This window comes from Novosphingobium sp., from assembly GCF_965229225.1.
Taxonomy (GTDB): Bacteria; Pseudomonadota; Alphaproteobacteria; order Sphingomonadales; family Sphingomonadaceae; genus Novosphingobium.
In genome coordinates, this window is sequence record NZ_OZ245867.1 from 2,727,531 (window position 1) to 2,744,731 (window position 17,201).

Sequence of the window (17,201 nt, forward strand, 5' to 3'; positions counted from 1 at the left end):
CGGGCCGGAAAATCTTCGTGGCAAGAGCGCTTGACGAGGCCGCGACCGGGCCGCACCCATGGCGCGGCCGGAATGGGCAAGGGGACGGGGTCGCATACCATGCCGCTGACAAGATTGACTGCATGCGTTTTTCTGGGGCTTCTGGCGGCTGTGCCCGGCCTGGCCCACGCTGCCGCCGTGTTCGATGTCGACCACGCAACGCAGTTGTGGCTGGCGACGCTGAGCGGCCCGGCGCAGGCGCGGTCCGACGCCTATTTCGAGGGGGGCGAGTGGCTGGCGCTGTGGGGCACGCTGATCTCGCTCGGCATCTACTGGTTCCTGCTGCGCATCCGGCTGCTGCCCAAGGTGCGGACCGCAATGCACCGGCGCGGCTGGCGCCCGTGGCTGGGGCTGCTGGCCTGCGGACTGGTGTTCATCGCGGTGGATACCCTGCTGAGCCTGCCGTGGACTTTCTACACCGGCTATCTGCGCGAGCGGCAATATGGTCTGATGAACCAGTCTGTGGGGGCATGGCTGGGCGATCAGGCGATCGGCCTCGTACTTGGCGCACTGCTGGGGAGCGTGCTGCTGCTGGTGATCTATGCGGTGATCCGCAAGTATCCGAAGCACTGGTGGCTGATCGGCACCGGGGTGATCGGCGTGGCGATCACGTTCCTCGTGCTCATCACGCCGGTGTTCATCGTGCCGCTGTTCAACACCCAGTCCGAACTGCCGGACGGGCCGGTGCGGGCGCGGGTGGTGGCGATGGCGAAGGCCTATAACGTGCCTTCGGAGCACATCTATCTCGTCGATGCCTCGCGCCAGTCCGACCGGATTTCGGCGAACGTTTCGGGCATCGGGCCGACGATCCGCATCTCGCTCAACGACAACCTGCTGAAGAAGACCAGCGTGGCCGAAACCGCGGCGGTGATGGGGCATGAACTGGGCCACTATGTGCTGGGGCACGTGTGGCGGACGATTGTGGTGCTGACCCTGCTGATGGGCCTGCTGTTGTGGCTGGCATCGCGCATCGCGCCGGCGCTGATCCGCCATGGCGGGCAGCGCTGGGATGTGCGCGGGCTGGCCGATCCCGCGTCGCTGCCGGTGCTGGCGGGCGTGCTGAGCGTGCTTTCGCTGCTGGCGACGCCGGTGACCAACACGCTGATCCGGGTCGACGAGAGCGAGGCCGATGCTTTCGGATTGGATGCCGCGCGCGAGCCTGATGGCTTTGCTGCGGCGGCGATGAAGCTTTCGGCCTATCGCAAGATCGCGCCGGGCGCGCTGGAGGAAATGCTGTTCTTCGACCACCCATCGGGCAAGACGCGGGTGCGCATGGCGATGCAGTGGAAGAAGGACCACGTGCCCAATGCGACCGAAGTCGTGCCGCCCCCGCTGCCCCCACTCAAACTGCCGGATCCGAAACCGTGAACCTGTTCATCTTCGGCATGGGCTATACCTCCAAGGTGATCGCGGCGCGGCTGCGCACGGCGGGCTGGGACGTTGTCGGCACCGGGCGCGAGGGGACCATGGGGTTCCATGACCGCGAGGGAGTGCTGGGCGCGCTGGCAGCGGCAAGCCATGTGCTGTCCTCCGTCCCGCCTTCGCGCGCGGGCGGCGATCCGGTGCTGGAAGCGTATGGTGAGGCGTTGGCGGCGGCGAAGCCCAAGTGGATCGGGTATCTCTCTTCGACCGGGGTTTACGGCGATGTCGGTGGGGCGTGGGTGGATGAGACGGCGGAAGTCGGCACCGGGCGGCGCTCGGCGCGGACGGCGGCGGATCTGGCGTGGCAGGAGCTTGGTGCGCAAGTGCGGGTGTTCCGCCTGCCGGGCATTTATGGCCCCGGGCGCAGTGCGCTGGACCGGGTGCGCGAGGGCCATGCCAAGCGGATCGCGCTGGAGGGGCAGGTGTTCAGCCGCGTCCATGTCGAGGACATTGCCTCAGGCGTGATCGCGGGGATGGGCGGGCCGGCGGGGGTCTACAACCTCGGTGATGACGAGCCCTCGAGCCAGAACGCGGTGATCGAGGAAGCGGCGCGGCTGCTGGGGGTGAACCCGCCGCCGTTGCAGACGCTCGAAGAGGCCGCGCTCTCGCCCATGGCGCTGGCGTTCTATGCCGAGAACCGGCGGGTGGCGAATGGCAAGGCGAAGCGCGTGCTGGGTTGGCGGCTGGCTTATCCGACTTACCGCGAGGGGTTGCGCGCCCTGAGCGCCACGACCAGCCCGATCATCGCGAGCGACGCGCCTGCTCCGGCGAGCAGCGACCAGCGGTAGCCTTCGACGGCGGTCGAGATCAGCATCGCCACGACAGGGACCAGCACGCCGTTGTAGGCGGCGCGGCCGGGGCCGAGCGCGCGCAGCAGGCCGTTGTACATCGGGAAGGTGACGACGGTGCCGACAATCGCGAGATAGGCGGCGCCGCCGGCGTAGGACCACGTCCAATCAAAGCGCGGCGGGCCGGAGAGGATCCATGCGATCGTGGCATCCACGATAGCGCCGATCATCATCGCCCAGGCAAGCAGGGTCGGAACCGGCTGGCCGCGCGCCGCAGGGCTCGCCTGCACGACATTGCCGACCGACGCGAACGTGAGCGCGACGAGGACCATGAAGCCGCCGACAAGGACCTGCGCGCCCATTGCGCTGTTCTGCGCCAGGGCGATGCGATATTCGTGCAGCATGAGCAGCCCGATGCCGACCAGCGCGATGGCCGTGCCGATCATGAAGCCGCGCGTGATGCGCTGGCCAAGGAAGACGCGCGAAAGGATCGTGTTGGGCACCAGCAGCAGCGCGAAGAGCACCGCGACGAGGCCCGAGGTGATATATTGCTCGGACCGGTAGACGAACTGGAAGTTGAGGCTGAACACGCTGCAGCCCATGACGGCGGCGACCATCAGCCCGCGCTTGTCCGGCACCAGCGGCAGGCGCTTGAACGCGGCGAACACGAACATGCCGATGGCCGCGCCGGTGAAGCGCCAGGTGACCGACCAGCTCGGCGGCACATTGCCCAGCTGATACTTGATGGCGATCCATGTCGAACCCCAGATCAGCGCGGTGATCAGGAAGGGGGCAAGGATGCGCGGTTCGAGGAAGCGGGCCTCGCCGCCTGTCTGGTGATCAACGCTCATAGCGCGGCTATGGCGCGGGCGAGCGCCTCCACTTCCCGCGGCGGGCTGCTCCACGCGGTGACGAGGCGGGCTGCACCGGAGGTGCCTGCGGGGGCGTTCCAGTCATAGAAATCGAAGCCCTGCGCGCGCAGCGCTGCCTGCTCGGCGGGGGCGAGGATCACGAAGACCTCGTTGGCCTCCACCGGATGAATCAGCCGGTCGCCGCAGGCTGCAGCGATTTCCTGCGCGGCGGCATTCGCGGCACGCGCGTTTTCGAGCCAGAGATCGCCCTCGATCATGGCGAGGACCTGCGCGGCAAGGTAGCGGCCCTTCGATTGCAGGTGCCCGGCGCGCTTGCGGCGATAGCGGACGACATCGACGAGATCGGGCGCGAAGAAGACAATCGCCTCCGCGCTCATCCCGCCGTTCTTGACGCAGCCGAAGGTGAGCGCGTCGACCCCGGCGCTGACGGTGACGTCCGCCGGGTTGCAGCCAAGGTAGGCGATGGCATTGGCGAAACGCGCGCCGTCCATGTGGAGGCCCAGCCCGCGTTCCTTTGCCAGCGCGCCGATCGCGGCGACTTCCTGCGCGGTATAGACACGGCCGCATTCGGTGGCCTGCGTGATCGAGATCGCGTGCGGCTGGACCTGGTGGACGCCGGGGCGGATCGCATCCAGCACGGCGCGGGCCGTCTCGGGGGTGATCTTGGCACCCTCGCCCTCCGCCAGCAGCAGCTTGGCGCCGTGGAGGAAGAAGCCGGGCGCGCCGCCTTCGTCCATCTCGATATGCGCTTCGCGGTGGCAGACGACGCCGCCATGCGGCGGGACCATGGCCGAAAGCGCAAGGCAATTACCGGCGGTGCCCGTCGCCACCCAGATCGCGGCGCAGGGCACGCCGAATAGACCGGAGAACGCCGCATCGAGCCGGGCTGAGAGCGCATCGCCATCATAGGCGGTATCCGCGAGATCGGCGGCCTGCATCGCGGCCCAGATGCGGGGGTGGACAGGGGCGGCGTTGTCGGAGAAGAACTTCATGGGCGCACCCCTTAACCGGCATGGTGCGCGGGGGGAAGTGAGCTTCCCTTTGGAGACGACAAGCGATGGATGACCCGGCAATTTCGCTCATCGATGAAGGCGCCCACGGCGAATATCAGGCGCGCGTCGCCGATAGCATCGCGATCGGACGGCTGACCTGGGTGCGACGCGGCACTGTGCTGACGACCGAGCACACGCTGGTGCCGACCGAGATCGGCGGGCGGGGGATCGCCGGCAAGCTGGTCGAGGCGCTGATCGCCGATGCGCGGGCGCAGGGCTGGAAGATCGTGCCCGAGTGCAGCTATGTCGCCGCCGCGTTCAAGCGCCATCCGGAATGGGCGGACCTGCTGGCCTGAGGCGCTTCAATGCGTTGGGGGGTGTCGATGAGCCGTTTGCTGGCCTTGTTCGCGGTCGCCGCGCTTTTGCCGGGGGCTGCCAACCCGGATTTCAGGATCGTTCCGGCGCAGGACGTCCACTGGATCGCGCTGCCGGGCACGCCCGGAGTGGAGAGCGCGCTGATTGCGGGCAATCCCTCGCAGCCAGGGACGTATGTGATCCGGGTGAAGTTTCCGCCGCATGTGATGGACCGGCCGCACAGCCATAGCCGGGACCGGCATGTGACGGTGCTGGAGGGGCACTGGTTTGCGGGAACAGGGCCCGATTTCGATCCGGCCAGGGCCTTGCGGCTGGGGCCGGGAAGCTACATGTTCCACCCGGCGGGCGGCGTGCATTGGGATGGTTCGAACAGCGACGAGACCGTGATCGTGCAGATCATCGGTGAGGGCCCGCTGACGAGCGCGGATGTCGATCCCTCGAAAGGATCATGGGTGGTGCTGGACAAGCACTGAAGCGCCATCGCCGCGCCAGCGGCAAGTAAGGGGAAATGGTGCTGCTGGGGAGGATTGAACTCCCGACCTCAGCCTTACCAAGGATGCGCTCTACCACTGAGCTACAGCAGCACACCATTTCCGCATGCCTTACGCCGGGCAACGCCGGGGCGGGCAGGCGGGCGCTTTGGCGGCGGGGCTTGCGTTTGTCAAGGACAGGCTTGCAGGCTTTGCGCCCGCGCGGCAGAGACGGCCGCGATGACTGACAAGACCACCGCATCCGAAGACAAACCCGCGCCGACCCGCGAGGAGCGGCTGGCGCAGCGGCTGCGCGAGAACCTGCGCCGCCGGAAAGCGCAGGCGCGGGCCATGGGGGACGCTGAGGGCGGAACCGCAGGGGGTGAGGAGCCTTCGCAGGCGTAGCGCGCGCTGCTGCTCCCCCTTCGACAAGCTCTGGATGAGGTGAAGGGACTGGGGCCATTCCAAAGCGCCCCTTTCCAAAAGCGCGGGCGGGCGCTAGGTCCGCGCCCTTGTTTCATCCGCAGCTTGCGAAGGACGACGATGCCCCGCCTGATCCTGATCCGCCACGGCCAGTCGCAGTGGAACCTCGAAAACCGCTTCACCGGCTGGTGGGATGTGGACGTGACCGAGAAGGGCGCGGCCGAGGCTTTTGCTGCGGGCGAACTGCTGAAAGCCAAGGGCATCCTGCCGACCACCGCGTTCACCTCGCTCCAGAAGCGCGCGATCAAGACGCTTCATCTGGCGCTGGAAGCGGCCGGGCGCATCTGGATCCCCGAGGACAAGGACTGGCGGCTCAACGAACGGCACTATGGCGGACTTACCGGGCTCGACAAGGCCGAGACGGCGGCGAAGCACGGCGACGAGCAGGTCAAGATCTGGCGCCGCAGCTTCGATATTCCGCCGCCGCCGCTGGAAGCAGGCAGCGAATTCGACCTCGCCAGCGACCCGCGCTATGCCGGGATCGACGTGCCGAACACCGAGAGCCTCAAGGACACCATCGCGCGCGTGCTGCCGTGCTGGGACGAGAAGATCGCCCCGGCGCTGCGCAGCGGTGAGACGGTGCTGGTTTCCGCGCACGGCAATTCGCTGCGCGCGCTGGTGAAGCACCTTTCGGGCATTTCGGACGCCGATATCACCGGGCTCGAGATTCCAACCGGGCAGCCGATTGTCTATGAACTGGACGACAATCTTGCCGAGATCGAGCGGTACTACCTTTCGGAGCGCTGACGCGCGCCGGACGAGAGGGGATGCGTGGGGATGACTGAGAGCGCGACAAAGGTCGCTATCGTGATGGGCAGCCAGTCTGATTGGGAGACCATGCAGAACGGCGCGGCCGTGCTGGAAAAGCTGGGTGTGGCGCATGAATGCCGGATCGTTTCGGCGCATCGCACGCCGGACCGGCTCGTGGCCTTCGCCAAGGGTGCGGCGGCGACAGGCATCCAGGTGATCATCGCGGGCGCAGGCGGCGCAGCGCATCTGCCGGGCATGATCGCCTCGATGACGCATCTGCCAGTGCTGGGCGTGCCGGTGCAGTCCAAGGCCTTAAAGGGCATGGATAGCCTGCTCTCCATCGTGCAGATGCCGGGCGGCATTCCCGTCGGCACACTGGCTATCGGCGCGGCGGGAGCCACCAATGCGGCGCTGCTCGCGGCCTCGATCCTCTCGCTGTCCGATCCCGCGCTTTCGGAGCGGCTGGTGGCGTGGCGCACGGCGCAGACCGATTCGGTCGCCGAGTTTCCGGTGTGAGCGCATGATCGCGCCCGGCGAGACCATTGGCATCCTCGGCGGCGGCCAGCTCGGCCGGATGATCGCGCTTGCGGCGGCGAACCTTGGCTATCGCTGCCATGTCTATGCGCCCGAGGCGGATTCGATCGCGGCGGATGTCTGCGCGGGGTTCACTTGTGCGGGCTGGTATGATGCCGAGGCACTCGCCGCTTTCGCCAAGGCCTGCGCGGTGGTGACCTACGAGTTCGAGAACGTGCCGGTCGCGCCGCTTGCCGCGCTGGGTGACGGGGCGCTGCATCCGGGGACGCGCTCGCTGGAAGTGGCGCAGGACCGCGCGGCGGAGAAGAGCTTCGTCGAAGCGCTGGGCGGACGGCCTGCGCCCTGGGCCAAGGTCGATAGCGCCGCCGATCTGGCGGCGGCGATTGCGCGGATCGGCACGCCGGGCATCCTCAAGACCCGGCGCGACGGCTATGATGGCAAGGGCCAGTGGCGGATCATGACGCCGGAGGACGCCGCCGGGCTGGACCTGCCGCAGGTTCCTCTCGTCTATGAAGGCTTCGTGCGGTTCGACGCCGAGTTTTCGGTGATCCTCGCGCGCGGGGCGGATGGCGACGTGCGCTTCTGGGATTCGGCGCAGAACGCGCACAAGGCGGGCATCCTGAGCCAGTCGGTGGTGCCGGCAGGCGATGCGGTGCAAGCGCAAGTGGATGCTGCAAGGGCGCTGGCGAAGCAGGTCGCGGATGCGCTCGGCCATGTCGGCGTGCTGACGCTGGAGTTCTTCGCCACGGCAGACGGCCCGGTGTTCAACGAAATGGCTCCCCGCGTCCACAATTCCGGGCACTGGACCATCGAGGGCGCGCTCACCTCGCAGTTCGAGAACCACGTGCGCGCGATCTGCGGACTGCCGCTGGGTTCGACCGAGCTTTGTGCGGCGGGCGTGGTGATGGACAACCTGATCGGCGACGAAGCGCATGACTGGCCGGCGATCCTTTCCGATCCCGCGAACCACCTGCACCTTTATGGCAAGGCGGCAGTGCGGCCCGGGCGCAAGATGGGCCATGTCACGCGGCTGGTGCTCTGAATGGCGCAGACCGTCATGCTGATTGTCGCACGCGCCGATGATGGCACGATCGGCGACAAGGGTGCCCTTCCGTGGCGCTTGCCCGCAGACCTCAAGCGCTTCAAGGCGCTGACCATGGGCAAGCCGATGATCATGGGCCGCAAGACCTTTGCCTCGCTGCCGGGGCTGCTGCCGGGGCGGCGGCATATCGTGCTCACGCGCGATAAGGGCTGGTCTGCGGCGGGTGCAGAGGTGGTCCACGATGTGGCAGGCGCGCTGGCCCTGGCGGGTGACGTCGAGGTGGCGGTGATCGGCGGGGCGGATGTGCTCGCGCAGTTCGAAGGCCACGCACAGCGCTATGAGCTGACCGAAGTGCATGGGGATTACGCAGGGGATACGCGGCTGGCCTATCCGGCGGCCCCGTGGCGTGAGGCGGCACGGGGGAGCTTTCCGGCCGAGGGCGCTTATCCCGCTTATGATTTCGTGACGTTTGCGCGGGGGGCAGCCTGATGCGCCTCTACGCCAGCGAGCCCATGCCCGAAGCGCTCCGCGGCGGCGTCATCGCGCTGGGAAATTTCGACGGGTTTCATCTCGGCCATCAGGCCGTGGCCGGCGAGGCCGTGCGCTGGGCGCGCGAGCAAGGACGCCCCGCGATCATTGCGACGTTCGATCCGCACCCGGTGCGCCACTTCAAGCCCGATGCGCCCCCGTTCCGCCTGACCACGCTCGATCAACGCGAGGCGCTGTTCACCGAGGCCGGGGCGGACGCGATGCTGGTGTTTGCCTTCGATGGCGCGCTGGCGGCGACCACGGCGGACTCTTTCGTGCGCGATTTGCTCAGCGAACGGCTCGGCGCGGCGGCGGTGGTGACGGGCGAGGATTTCACCTTCGGCCGGGCACGCGGCGGCAATATCAATGTGCTGCGCGAAGTGGGCGCCGAAGTGGGGTTGCAGACGCGCGCGGTCGGCCCGGTGCTGCTCGACGGCGAGGTCGTCTCCTCGAGCCGCATCCGCGAGGCGCTGGTGGCGGGCGATCCGCAGGAGGCCGCGCGGCTGCTCACGCGGCCTTTTGCGATTCGCGGCCCGGTGCAGCACGGCGACAAGGTGGGCCGGACGATCAATTTTCCGACCGCCAATCTCGACATCGGCAGCTATCTGCGGCCGCGCTATGGCATCTATGCAGTGACGGGGCATTTGCCGGACGGTCGCGTGCTCAAGGGCGCGGCGAATATCGGCATCCGGCCTACGTTCGATCCGCCCAAGGAACTGCTCGAGCCGCATTTCTTTGATTTTTCAGGCGATCTCTATGGGCAGGAGATCGAAGTGGCGTTCCACCACTTCCTGCGCGGTGAGGCGAAGTTCGACAGCCTCGATGCGCTGGTGGCGCAGATGGGGCGCGATTGCGATGAAGCGCGGCGGCTGCTGGGTCAGGCCGGCGGGTAGGCGATCATCACGCTGAGGACGTAGCCGCCCCAGAACGCGGTCGGCACGATCAGCCACGGCGCGCGGCGCTCACGGACGCGCAGGACCAGCATGACAGCGACCGCGACGATCAGGGTGACAACCGTGCCCCAGAACGCCGCCGCATTGCGCTGTAGGCCGCTGGTATAGAACGGATAGGCGATGCACAGCGCGGCGAGCGCGAAGGGCGTCCACGAACGCCAGCCGGAATCGCCGCTGCCGCGCACGTAGACCCAGCGCGATGCGCCCATGAGGCCGAGCAGGACCGTCCAGATCAGGCCGACTATCGCGCCGGGCGGGATCATCGGCATTTGCCGCCCGCTTGGCCGCGCCCAGCCGATGGCGAAGAGGAAGCCGTTGATCGCGATGGTGGCGAGGATCAGGACGGCGACATTCATGGCCAGTGAGCCGCGCCCTTCGGCTTTCAGGAATGCGGTGCTGAAATTGGGGGCGGGCATGGCGGGTTCCTTCAGGGCGTGAAGCCGGAGTGCACCACCTTTGACCGTTCGTGTCGAGCGAAGTCGAGACACCACACGCAGCGCTTGGTGTCTCGACTTCGCTCGACACGAACGGAGGGACAGGTCCCGTGTCCGCGCGAACCAAATTGCGCTTGGCGGGCGCTAAGGCTAAGGCCCGCCGATCATGACCGAAGCTCCAGACTACCGCTCGACCGTCTTCCTGCCGAAGACCGATTTCCCGATGAAGGCCGGCCTCCCCCAGAAGGAGCCGGGCATTCTGGCGCGCTGGCAGGACGAGGGGCTCTATCAGCAGTTGCGTGAAGCGCGCGCGGGCGCAGAGAAGTTCATTCTTCATGACGGCCCGCCCTATGCCAATGGCGACATGCATATCGGCCATGCGCTGAACCATATCCTCAAGGACATGGTCTGCCGCACGCAGAGCCTGCTCGGCAAGGATGCGCCCTACGTGCCCGGCTGGGATTGCCATGGCCTGCCCATCGAGTGGAAGGTCGAGGAAGAGTACCGCAAGAAGAAGAAGAACAAGGACGAGGTTCCCCCGGTCGAGTTCCGCGCCGAATGCCGCGCCTATGCCCAGAAGTGGGTGGACGTGCAGCGCGAGCAGCTCAAGCGGCTTGGCATCAATGGCGATTGGGACCACCCCTATCTGACGATGGACCCGGAAGCGGAAGGCACCATCGTCGGCGAACTCCTCAAGTTTGCCGAGAGCGGCCAGCTCTATCGCGGCGCCAAGCCGGTGATGTGGAGCCCTGTCGAGAAGACCGCGCTGGCCGAGGCGGAGGTGGAGTACGAGGACATCGTCTCGACCCAGATCGACGTGGCGTTCGAGATTGTTGAGTCGCCGATTGCCGAACTGGTCGGCGCGCATGCGGTGATCTGGACGACGACGCCGTGGACGATTCCGGTGAACCAGGCGATCGCGTATGGGCCGGACGTTGATTACGTGCTGGTTGAGTTTTTCGCTGGCCACGCCGCACAATCAGACCCCGAACTGTGGAATCCAGAGTTCCACTTTTTGGGAAACAACCCCGGATCTGCGCGTTTCCTGATTGCCGACAGCCTTAAGGAGTCGGTTGGCGCTCGCGTACAGCAGCTTTTGCAACAAAGGTATCCCGACGCTGGGATCTCTGTTCAGGTACTGCTGGTCTCCCATGAGCGATATACCGGTCGTGAACTCGCCGGAACCATCTGTCGCCACCCGATGCACGCGCTCGGCGGGTTCTTCGCCAAGCCGCGTCCCATGCTCCCCGGCGATTTCGTCACGACCGACAGCGGCACCGGCCTTGTCCATATGGCGCCGGACCATGGCGAGGACGACTTTGCGCTGTGCAAGGCGCACGGGATCGAGCCGGTGTTTGCGGTCGAGGGTGACGGCAAGTACCGCGCGGACTGGGGCTGGCTTGGCGGACAAGGCTCTGTCATCAATCCCAAGTTCAATGCGCCGGATGGGCCGATCTGCGAGGCGCTGCGCGAGGCGGGCGGGCTTGTCGCGGCCTCGGCCGACTACAAGCATTCCTACCCGCATTCGTGGCGTTCGAAGGCCAAGGTGATCTATCGCTGCACGCCGCAGTGGTTCGTGCCGATGGACAAGCCGGTCGACATGCCGCACGCCGAAAGCCGGGCGGAAAACCGCTGGGACAACGAGGGCGGCGCGCTGGAGCATCCGAACGCCACGCTGCGCCAGATCGCCGTGCAGGCCATCGCCGAAACGCGCTGGGTGCCCGAAAAGGGCCGCAACCGCATCGGCGCGATGGTCGAGGGGCGGCCGGACTGGGTGCTTTCGCGCCAGCGCGCGTGGGGCGTGCCGATCACGCTGTTTGTGGACCGCAAGACGGGCCAGTACCTCGCCGATCCCGCCGTCAACGCGCGGATCGTGGCGGCGGTGCGCGCGGGCGGCGTCGATGCGTGGAGCGAGGAGCGCGCCCAGGAGTACCTTGGCGCGGACTACAAGCTGGAAGACTACGAGCGCGTCACCGACATTCTCGACGTGTGGTTCGATAGCGGCAGCACCCATGCCTTCGTGCTCGAATCGGGCAAGTGGCCCGATCTGCTGCGCCCCGAAGGCTACACCGGCCCCCATGCCGATCTCTATCTCGAAGGCTCTGACCAGCATCGCGGCTGGTTCCAGTCCTCGCTGCTGGAAGCCTGCGCCACGCGCGGCCATGCGCCCTACAAGGCGGTGCTGACCCACGGCTTCACGATGGATTCCAAGGGCATGAAGATGTCCAAGTCCTTGGGCAACACGATCTCGCCCATCGATCTGATGAAGGAATATGGCGCGGATATCCTGCGGCTCTGGGCGCTTTCGGTCGATTTCACCGAGGACCACCGGATCGGGAAGGAAATCCTGCAGGGCGTGGCGGACCAGTACCGCAAGCTGCGCAACACGTTCCGCTATCTGCTGGGCGCGCTCGAAGGGTTCGACTGGGAAGCGGAAGGCGTCGAGGCGGCAGATATGCCGGAGGAGCTCGAGCGCTATATGCTGCACCGGCTGAGCGAGCTTGATGCCACGCTGCGGCAGGCCATCGATGACTTCGACTTCAACACCTACACCCGCGTGCTGATTGATTTCTGCAACGAGGATTTGTCCGCGTTCTACTTCGATATCCGCAAGGACAGCCTCTATTGCGACGCGCCTGCGGACCCCAAGCGGCGCGCCTATCGCTCGGTGCTCGACGTGCTGTTCCACGCGCTGGTGCGCTATGCCGCGCCGGTGCTGGTGTTCACCACGGAAGAGGTGTGGACGACGCGGTTCCCGGATCGGGGCAGCGTGCATCTCGGCGCGCTTCGTGAGCTGCCGGTGGAGTGGCGCGACGAGGCGCTGGCCGAGCGATGGGCTGGCTTGCGTGCCAATCGGATGTTGATCAACGAGTTGATCGAACCGGAACGTCGGGAGAAGCGGCTAGGATCTAGCCTCGAAGCCGCAGTGACGGTTACGTTCGATGCGGGCGCCATCAACTTGGCTGAGCTATTCATTGTCGCTTCAGTCGAAAGGGGCGAAGAGACTGAGGTGAAACGAACCACCCAGCACAAGTGCGGCCGCTGCTGGCGGCACCTGCCCGAAGTGACCGAAGACGGCGCGCTCTGCGCCCGGTGCGACGACGTGGTGGCGGGGGCGCCGGCGTGAGGAGCCCTGCGCTCTCGCGCGCGGCGGGCTTTGGCCTGGCGCTTGGCGTGTTCGCGCTGGACCGCGGGATCAAGGCCACGCTGGCAGGGCCGTTCGATCTGCAGGGGGTTGGCCTCATCAAGCTGCTGCCGTTCTTCGATTTGCGTTGGACCGAGAACTACGGCGTTTCCTACGGCATGTTCACGGCGGATTCGAGCGAGACCAAGCTCGTGCTGCTGGCGATGACCGGTCTGATTGCCTGCGGTGTCGCGGTTTGGATGCTGCGCGAGAAGGTGCTGGGCGAGATCGCCGCGCTCGCGCTGGTGCTGGGCGGCGCGCTTGGCAATATCTACGACCGGTCCACGCGCGGCTATGTGATCGACTATGCCGATCTCCACATCGGCCAGTGGCGCCCGTTCCTGATCTTCAACCTCGCCGATGCCGCGATCACCTGCGGCGTGCTGATACTGCTTGCCCGGTCGCTGCTTTCGCGCGAAAAGCCCGCCGAAGCGGCGGATGCTGACAATGATACCGCCACGGAGACTGTTTGATGCGTAAGTCCCTCACCATCCTGATGCTTGCCGGTGGCGCAACGCTGCTTGGCGCGTGCTCGCAGGGGGGCTCGCTGTTCAACCGCATCCGGCCTGACGAATTCGCGGTGAGCCGGCAGGCGCCGCTGGTGGTGCCGCCCGATTTCGCGTTGATGCCGCCCAACCCCGGCGCGCCGCGCCCGCAGGATGTCGATAGCTCGAAGCAGGCGCTCGATGCCCTGTTCGGCGGCACGGCCCCGCGCAGCGCGGTGGAAACCGATGCGCTGGGCAAGGCGGGCGCGTCGGCCGTGGGCATCCGCAACGTGGTCGGCGATCCGAAGACCAAGACCGTGGCCAAGGGCGCCGCAGTGCGCGATATTCTGGCCGCGCCGGAAGGCGACGGGCGCGAGGCGCGGGCGCAGATTCCGGGCTGAGCCTTCAGGTCCTCCCTGTTTTCGCGAAGCGCAAACGGGGAGGTGGCAGCGCAAAGCGCTGACGGAGGGGTTTTTGCTCTTCCGCCTCTACCCCTCCGACCTGCCTGCGGCGGGCCACCCCGTTTGCCCCTTCGACAAGCTCAGGGGAAAATGGAGAGGACCTCCAGCTCAGCCGTCCAGCACAGGCGCGGTGTGGGCGGGTTTGACCTTGCTGGCCAGCAGCTTGTCGATCTTGCGGCCGTCCATATCGACCACTTCGAAGCGCCAGCCTTGGTCGTGGAAGTGCTCGCCTTCGCTCGGCAGGCGCTTGAGCACCGAGAGCGCGAAGCCGGCGGCGGTGGCGAAATCGCGGTCTTCTGGGAGTTCGATGGAAAGCCGGTCTGCCAGCGCATCGGCGGGGAGCGCGCCCGAGAGCAGCAGCGAGCCATCCTCGCGTTCCACGATCATCGGCCCGTCGCCTTCGTCGCCATGCGCGACGAAATTGCCGACAATTGCATCGAGCAGGTCCGCCGGGGTGATGATCCCTTCGAGATGGCCGTACTCGTCGTGGACGAGCGCGATGGCGACTTCGGCGTGCTGGATCACCCGCAGCGCGTCCATCGTATCGAGTTGATCGGGCACGATGGCGGGCTTCTTCATCAGCCGCGCGAGCATGACCTTGCGGCCGCGCAGGAGCACGGAGAGCACATCGCGGACCTTGACCACGCCGACCACGTTGTCGACCGAGCCATCTGCGACGAGGAGCAGCGAATGCGGGCTATCGGCGATGGCGGCGCGCAATTCGGTTTCGGGTGCACGGCGCTCGATCCAGTGCAACTCGGTGCGCGGGGTCATCACTTCGCGCACGGGGCGATCGGCGAGGCGCATGATGCCGGTCATCAGCGCGCGCTCGTCCTCCTCGATCACGCCAGAGCGGGTCGCTTCGGCGAATATCATGTGGAGTTCCTCGGCCGTCACGTCCTGCTCGGCGGTGCGGTTCACGCCGAAAAGGCGCAGCAGCAGCGAGGAGGAACTGTCGAGCGTCCACACGAAGGGGGCCGTGGCGCGGGCCATCAACCGCATCGGCGCGGCGGCGACGATGGCGATAGGCTCGGCCGCGCGCAGGGCCAACTGCTTGGGCACCAGTTCGCCAACAACGAGGCTGAGGTAGGTGGTGATCGCAATGACCAGCACGAAGCCGACGATGGGCGCCCATTCACCGGGCAGGCCGAGCGCGGCGAGGCGTTCGCCGGTCGGCCCGCCGAGGCTTGCGCCCGAGTAGGCACCCGCGATGATGCCGATCAAAGTGATCCCGATCTGGGCGGTGGAGAGGAGCTTGCCGGGATCGGCTGCGAGTTCGAGCGCGAGTTTCGCGCCCTTGCTGCCGGCTTCGGCTGCGACCTTCAGCCGGGCGGGGCGCGCCGAGACAATCGCCAGTTCCGTCATGGAAAACAGGGCGTTGAGGAGAACCAGCCCAAGGATGATGAAGGCGTCGGGCCAAGGATAAGGGGTCACAGCCAAGGGCTAGCAGATTTGTAGCCGCGCGCGAAGGCCCGACTATTCGGCTCGCGTTCAGGATGGTAGGGCGAATAAGCACGCTGGAACCGCAAGAGGCGGCAGTCGTTCAATTACAGGGACACTCTCGGGAGAGTCCGTTCACAGGGGAAGTACCATGAAAATCCGGCGCGTTCTTGTATCCAGCCTTTGCGCTGTTTCGCTCGTCAGCCTCTCGGCCTGCGTGACCGATCCCAACACCGGCCAGCAGAAGGTTTCTCGCACTGCGATCGGTGCAGGCGGCGGTGCGCTGGCGGGTCTGCTGCTGGGCGGCCTCATTGGCGGCGGCACCGGCCGCATCATCGGCGCGGGCATCGGCGGCGTGGCGGGCGCGGCGGTGGGCTACACCTATGACAAGCAGATCAAGCAGCTGCGCGAGCAGACCGCCGGCACCGGCGTGGACGTCAGCCCGGTCGATGGCGGCAAGGCGATCCTCGTCAACCTGCCCAACGGCGTGACGTTCGATACCGACAGCACGGTGATCAAGCCCGGCTTCCGCGACACGCTCGACAAGGTGGCGCAGAGCCTGGTGCAGTATCCGGATTCGCTGATCGACGTGACCGGCCACACCGATTCGACCGGCTCGGACGCCTACAACCAGCGCCTTTCGGAAAACCGCGCCAGAGCGGTGGCGGACTATCTCACCTCGCGCGGGGTTTCGGCACCGCGCATCCGCAGCCAGGGCCTTGGCGAGAGCCAGCCGATTGCCTCGAACGCCACCGAGGAAGGCCGCTCGGCCAACCGCCGCGTGGAAATCAAGATCGTGCCGGTGACGCAGGACGATGTCGCCCGCGCGCGCCAGGGGCAGTAACTGGTGAAATAGCCTTTCCCAGCCGGGTTGACGTCGTGTCGGCCCGGCTGGCATCGCTCCTTGCGAAAAGGAGCGCTGCCATGACCTTTACCCGCCGCACGATTGGTGCCCACGAGACCAACCCCATCGGCCTTGGCTGCATGTCGCTGAGCTGGGCCTATGGCACTCCGCCGAGCGACGAGAACGGCATTAGCCTCCTCGCCCGCGCGCTTGATCTGGGCTACGACCACCTCGATACCGCGCGGATCTATGGCGACGGCCAAAACGAGACGCTGATCGGCGAAGCCCTGTCCGGCCAGCGCAACCGCTTCTTCCTCGCCAGCAAGACCGGGATCATCGTCGACGGCAAGGCGCGGCGGATCGATTGCAAGCCCGAGACGATCCGGGGCGCGCTCGAAACCTCGCTGCGGCTGCTGAAGACCGACCACATCGACCTCTATTACCTCCACCGCCGTGATTTCACCGTACCGATCGAGGAATCGGTCGGCGCGCTGGGCGATCTGGTGCGCGAAGGCAAGATCGGCGGCATCGGCCTTTCGGAAATGTCGGCCGATACGGTGCGCCGCGCCCATGCCGAGCATCCGATCGCCGCGCTGCAGACCGAATACTCGCCGATGACGCGCAATCCCGAAATCGCGGTGCTGGAGACCTGTCGCGAGCTGGGCATCACCTTTGTGGCGTTCTCGCCTGTCTGCCGCGGGCTGCTGGTGGATGAACGGCCCGATCCCGCCGCGATGCCCAAGGGTGATATTCGGCCGAACATGCCGCGCTTTCAGGGCGAGAACTGGGCGATCAACCTCACGCTTGCGGAAGCTTTCGCCGCGCTGGCTGCGCGCGAGGGCGTGACGGCGGCGCAGCTGGCGCTGGGCTGGGTGCTGGCGCGTGGGCCACATGTCGTGGCGATTCCGGGCACCTCGCGGCAGGATCACCTCGCCGAAAACATCGCGCGGTGGGACTGGGAGCCTTCGGCGGCACTGGTTGCCGAGGTCGATGCGCTGATCAATCACCAGACCGTGGCTGGCCACCGCTATGGTCCGGTGATGCAGGCGACGATCGATACGGAAGAGTTCGAGGCGGCTTGAACACCGCCCCGGAAGCGCGAGGG

19 protein-coding genes and 1 tRNA gene are annotated in these 17,201 nt (G+C 66.7%); 15 read left to right on the top strand and 5 right to left on the bottom strand.

Translation table 11 applies throughout. The annotated features are described in order from the left end of the window. Positions 1-150: 150 nt before the first annotated feature. A complete protein-coding gene (locus ACO06X_RS12535) occupies positions 151-1,407 on the top strand; it encodes a M48 family metallopeptidase (RefSeq protein ID WP_421836593.1) in 1,257 nt (418 codons plus the stop codon). A gap of 17 nt (positions 1,408-1,424) precedes the next feature. Next, positions 1,425-2,249, top strand: a complete 825-nt coding sequence (locus ACO06X_RS12540) for an SDR family NAD(P)-dependent oxidoreductase (protein WP_421839903.1) — start codon at positions 1,425-1,427, stop codon at positions 2,247-2,249. On the opposite strand, the gene ACO06X_RS12545 is transcribed toward ACO06X_RS12540, so the two are convergent. Beyond that, on the bottom strand, positions 2,159-3,100 hold the full coding sequence (locus tag ACO06X_RS12545) for a DMT family transporter (RefSeq protein WP_421836594.1): 942 nt from the start codon (positions 3,098-3,100) through the stop codon (positions 2,159-2,161). The two genes, ACO06X_RS12540 and ACO06X_RS12545, sit on opposite strands and share 91 nt — an antisense overlap. Further along, positions 3,097-4,113 (bottom strand): threonine aldolase family protein, encoded by a 1,017-nt coding sequence (locus tag ACO06X_RS12550; RefSeq protein WP_421836595.1) that lies wholly within the window; start codon positions 4,111-4,113, stop codon positions 3,097-3,099. Before ACO06X_RS12550 ends, ACO06X_RS12545 begins: the two co-directional genes overlap by 4 nt. A 65-nt stretch (positions 4,114-4,178) precedes the next feature. Between ACO06X_RS12550 and ACO06X_RS12555 the strand changes: the two genes are divergently transcribed. Both ACO06X_RS12555 and ACO06X_RS12560 read left to right on the top strand, forming a co-directional pair. Then, on the top strand, positions 4,179-4,469 hold the full coding sequence (locus ACO06X_RS12555) for a GNAT family N-acetyltransferase (protein ID WP_421836596.1): 291 nt from the start codon (positions 4,179-4,181) through the stop codon (positions 4,467-4,469). A 27-nt stretch (positions 4,470-4,496) separates the two neighbouring features. Beyond that, on the top strand, positions 4,497-4,961 hold the full coding sequence (locus ACO06X_RS12560; RefSeq protein ID WP_421836597.1) for a cupin domain-containing protein: 465 nt from the start codon (positions 4,497-4,499) through the stop codon (positions 4,959-4,961). 36 nt (positions 4,962-4,997) lie between these two features. On the opposite strand, the gene ACO06X_RS12565 is transcribed toward ACO06X_RS12560, so the two are convergent. Then, a tRNA-Thr gene (locus ACO06X_RS12565) sits at positions 4,998-5,072 on the bottom strand. Positions 5,073-5,198: 126 nt separating this feature from the next. Between ACO06X_RS12565 and ACO06X_RS12570 the strand changes: the two genes are divergently transcribed. The 6 genes from ACO06X_RS12570 (at position 5,199) to ACO06X_RS12595 (ending at position 9,188) form a co-directional block, all read left to right on the top strand. Further along, on the top strand, positions 5,199-5,363 hold the full coding sequence (locus tag ACO06X_RS12570; RefSeq protein WP_421836598.1) for a hypothetical protein: 165 nt from the start codon (positions 5,199-5,201) through the stop codon (positions 5,361-5,363). A 138-nt stretch (positions 5,364-5,501) separates the two neighbouring features. Next, a complete protein-coding gene (gene gpmA / locus ACO06X_RS12575) occupies positions 5,502-6,188 on the top strand; it encodes a 2,3-diphosphoglycerate-dependent phosphoglycerate mutase (RefSeq protein ID WP_421836599.1) in 687 nt (228 codons plus the stop codon). 30 nt (positions 6,189-6,218) lie between these two features. Beyond that, positions 6,219-6,707: a 5-(carboxyamino)imidazole ribonucleotide mutase gene (gene purE / locus ACO06X_RS12580; RefSeq protein WP_421836600.1), complete on the top strand. Its 489-nt coding sequence runs from the start codon at positions 6,219-6,221 to the stop codon at positions 6,705-6,707. A gap of 4 nt (positions 6,708-6,711) precedes the next feature. Then, entirely contained in the window at positions 6,712-7,767 is a 1,056-nt protein-coding gene (locus ACO06X_RS12585; RefSeq protein WP_421836601.1) for a 5-(carboxyamino)imidazole ribonucleotide synthase, read from the top strand. Beyond that, positions 7,768-8,256, top strand: coding sequence for a dihydrofolate reductase (locus ACO06X_RS12590; RefSeq protein ID WP_421836602.1), 489 nt, complete (start codon positions 7,768-7,770; stop codon positions 8,254-8,256). It begins immediately after the preceding gene. Further along, complete coding sequence (locus tag ACO06X_RS12595) at positions 8,256-9,188, top strand: bifunctional riboflavin kinase/FAD synthetase (protein WP_421836603.1); 933 nt, start codon at positions 8,256-8,258, stop codon at positions 9,186-9,188. The genes ACO06X_RS12590 and ACO06X_RS12595 overlap by 1 nt, the downstream gene beginning before the upstream one ends. On the opposite strand, the gene ACO06X_RS12600 is transcribed toward ACO06X_RS12595, so the two are convergent. Beyond that, entirely contained in the window at positions 9,173-9,664 is a 492-nt protein-coding gene (locus tag ACO06X_RS12600) for a tryptophan-rich sensory protein (RefSeq protein WP_421836604.1), read from the bottom strand. The genes ACO06X_RS12595 and ACO06X_RS12600 overlap by 16 nt on opposite strands. A 184-nt stretch (positions 9,665-9,848) precedes the next feature. Between ACO06X_RS12600 and ileS the strand changes: the two genes are divergently transcribed. The 3 genes from ileS to ACO06X_RS12615 are packed head-to-tail and all read left to right on the top strand — an operon-like array spanning position 9,849 to position 13,752. Beyond that, on the top strand, positions 9,849-12,809 hold the full coding sequence (gene ileS, locus ACO06X_RS12605; RefSeq protein WP_421836605.1) for an isoleucine--tRNA ligase: 2,961 nt from the start codon (positions 9,849-9,851) through the stop codon (positions 12,807-12,809). Then, entirely contained in the window at positions 12,806-13,339 is a 534-nt protein-coding gene (gene lspA, locus ACO06X_RS12610) for a signal peptidase II (RefSeq protein WP_421836606.1), read from the top strand. The genes ileS and lspA overlap by 4 nt, the downstream gene beginning before the upstream one ends. Continuing rightward, the gene (locus tag ACO06X_RS12615; protein WP_298170900.1) at positions 13,339-13,752 is read left to right on the top strand and encodes a DUF3035 domain-containing protein; all 414 of its coding nucleotides are present in this window, start codon (positions 13,339-13,341) and stop codon (positions 13,750-13,752) included. The genes lspA and ACO06X_RS12615 overlap by 1 nt, the downstream gene beginning before the upstream one ends. 168 nt (positions 13,753-13,920) lie before the next feature. Here the strand turns inward: ACO06X_RS12615 and ACO06X_RS12620 are convergent, their stop codons facing one another. Then, on the bottom strand, positions 13,921-15,246 hold the full coding sequence (locus ACO06X_RS12620) for a hemolysin family protein (RefSeq protein WP_421836607.1): 1,326 nt from the start codon (positions 15,244-15,246) through the stop codon (positions 13,921-13,923). 157 nt (positions 15,247-15,403) lie between these two features. On the opposite strand from ACO06X_RS12620, the gene ACO06X_RS12625 reads away from it, so the two are divergent. After that, complete coding sequence (locus ACO06X_RS12625; RefSeq protein ID WP_421836608.1) at positions 15,404-16,096, top strand: OmpA family protein; 693 nt, start codon at positions 15,404-15,406, stop codon at positions 16,094-16,096. Positions 16,097-16,176: 80 nt separating this feature from the next. After that, positions 16,177-17,178, top strand: coding sequence for an aldo/keto reductase (locus tag ACO06X_RS12630; RefSeq protein ID WP_421836609.1), 1,002 nt, complete (start codon positions 16,177-16,179; stop codon positions 17,176-17,178). Positions 17,179-17,201 lie beyond the last annotated feature (23 nt).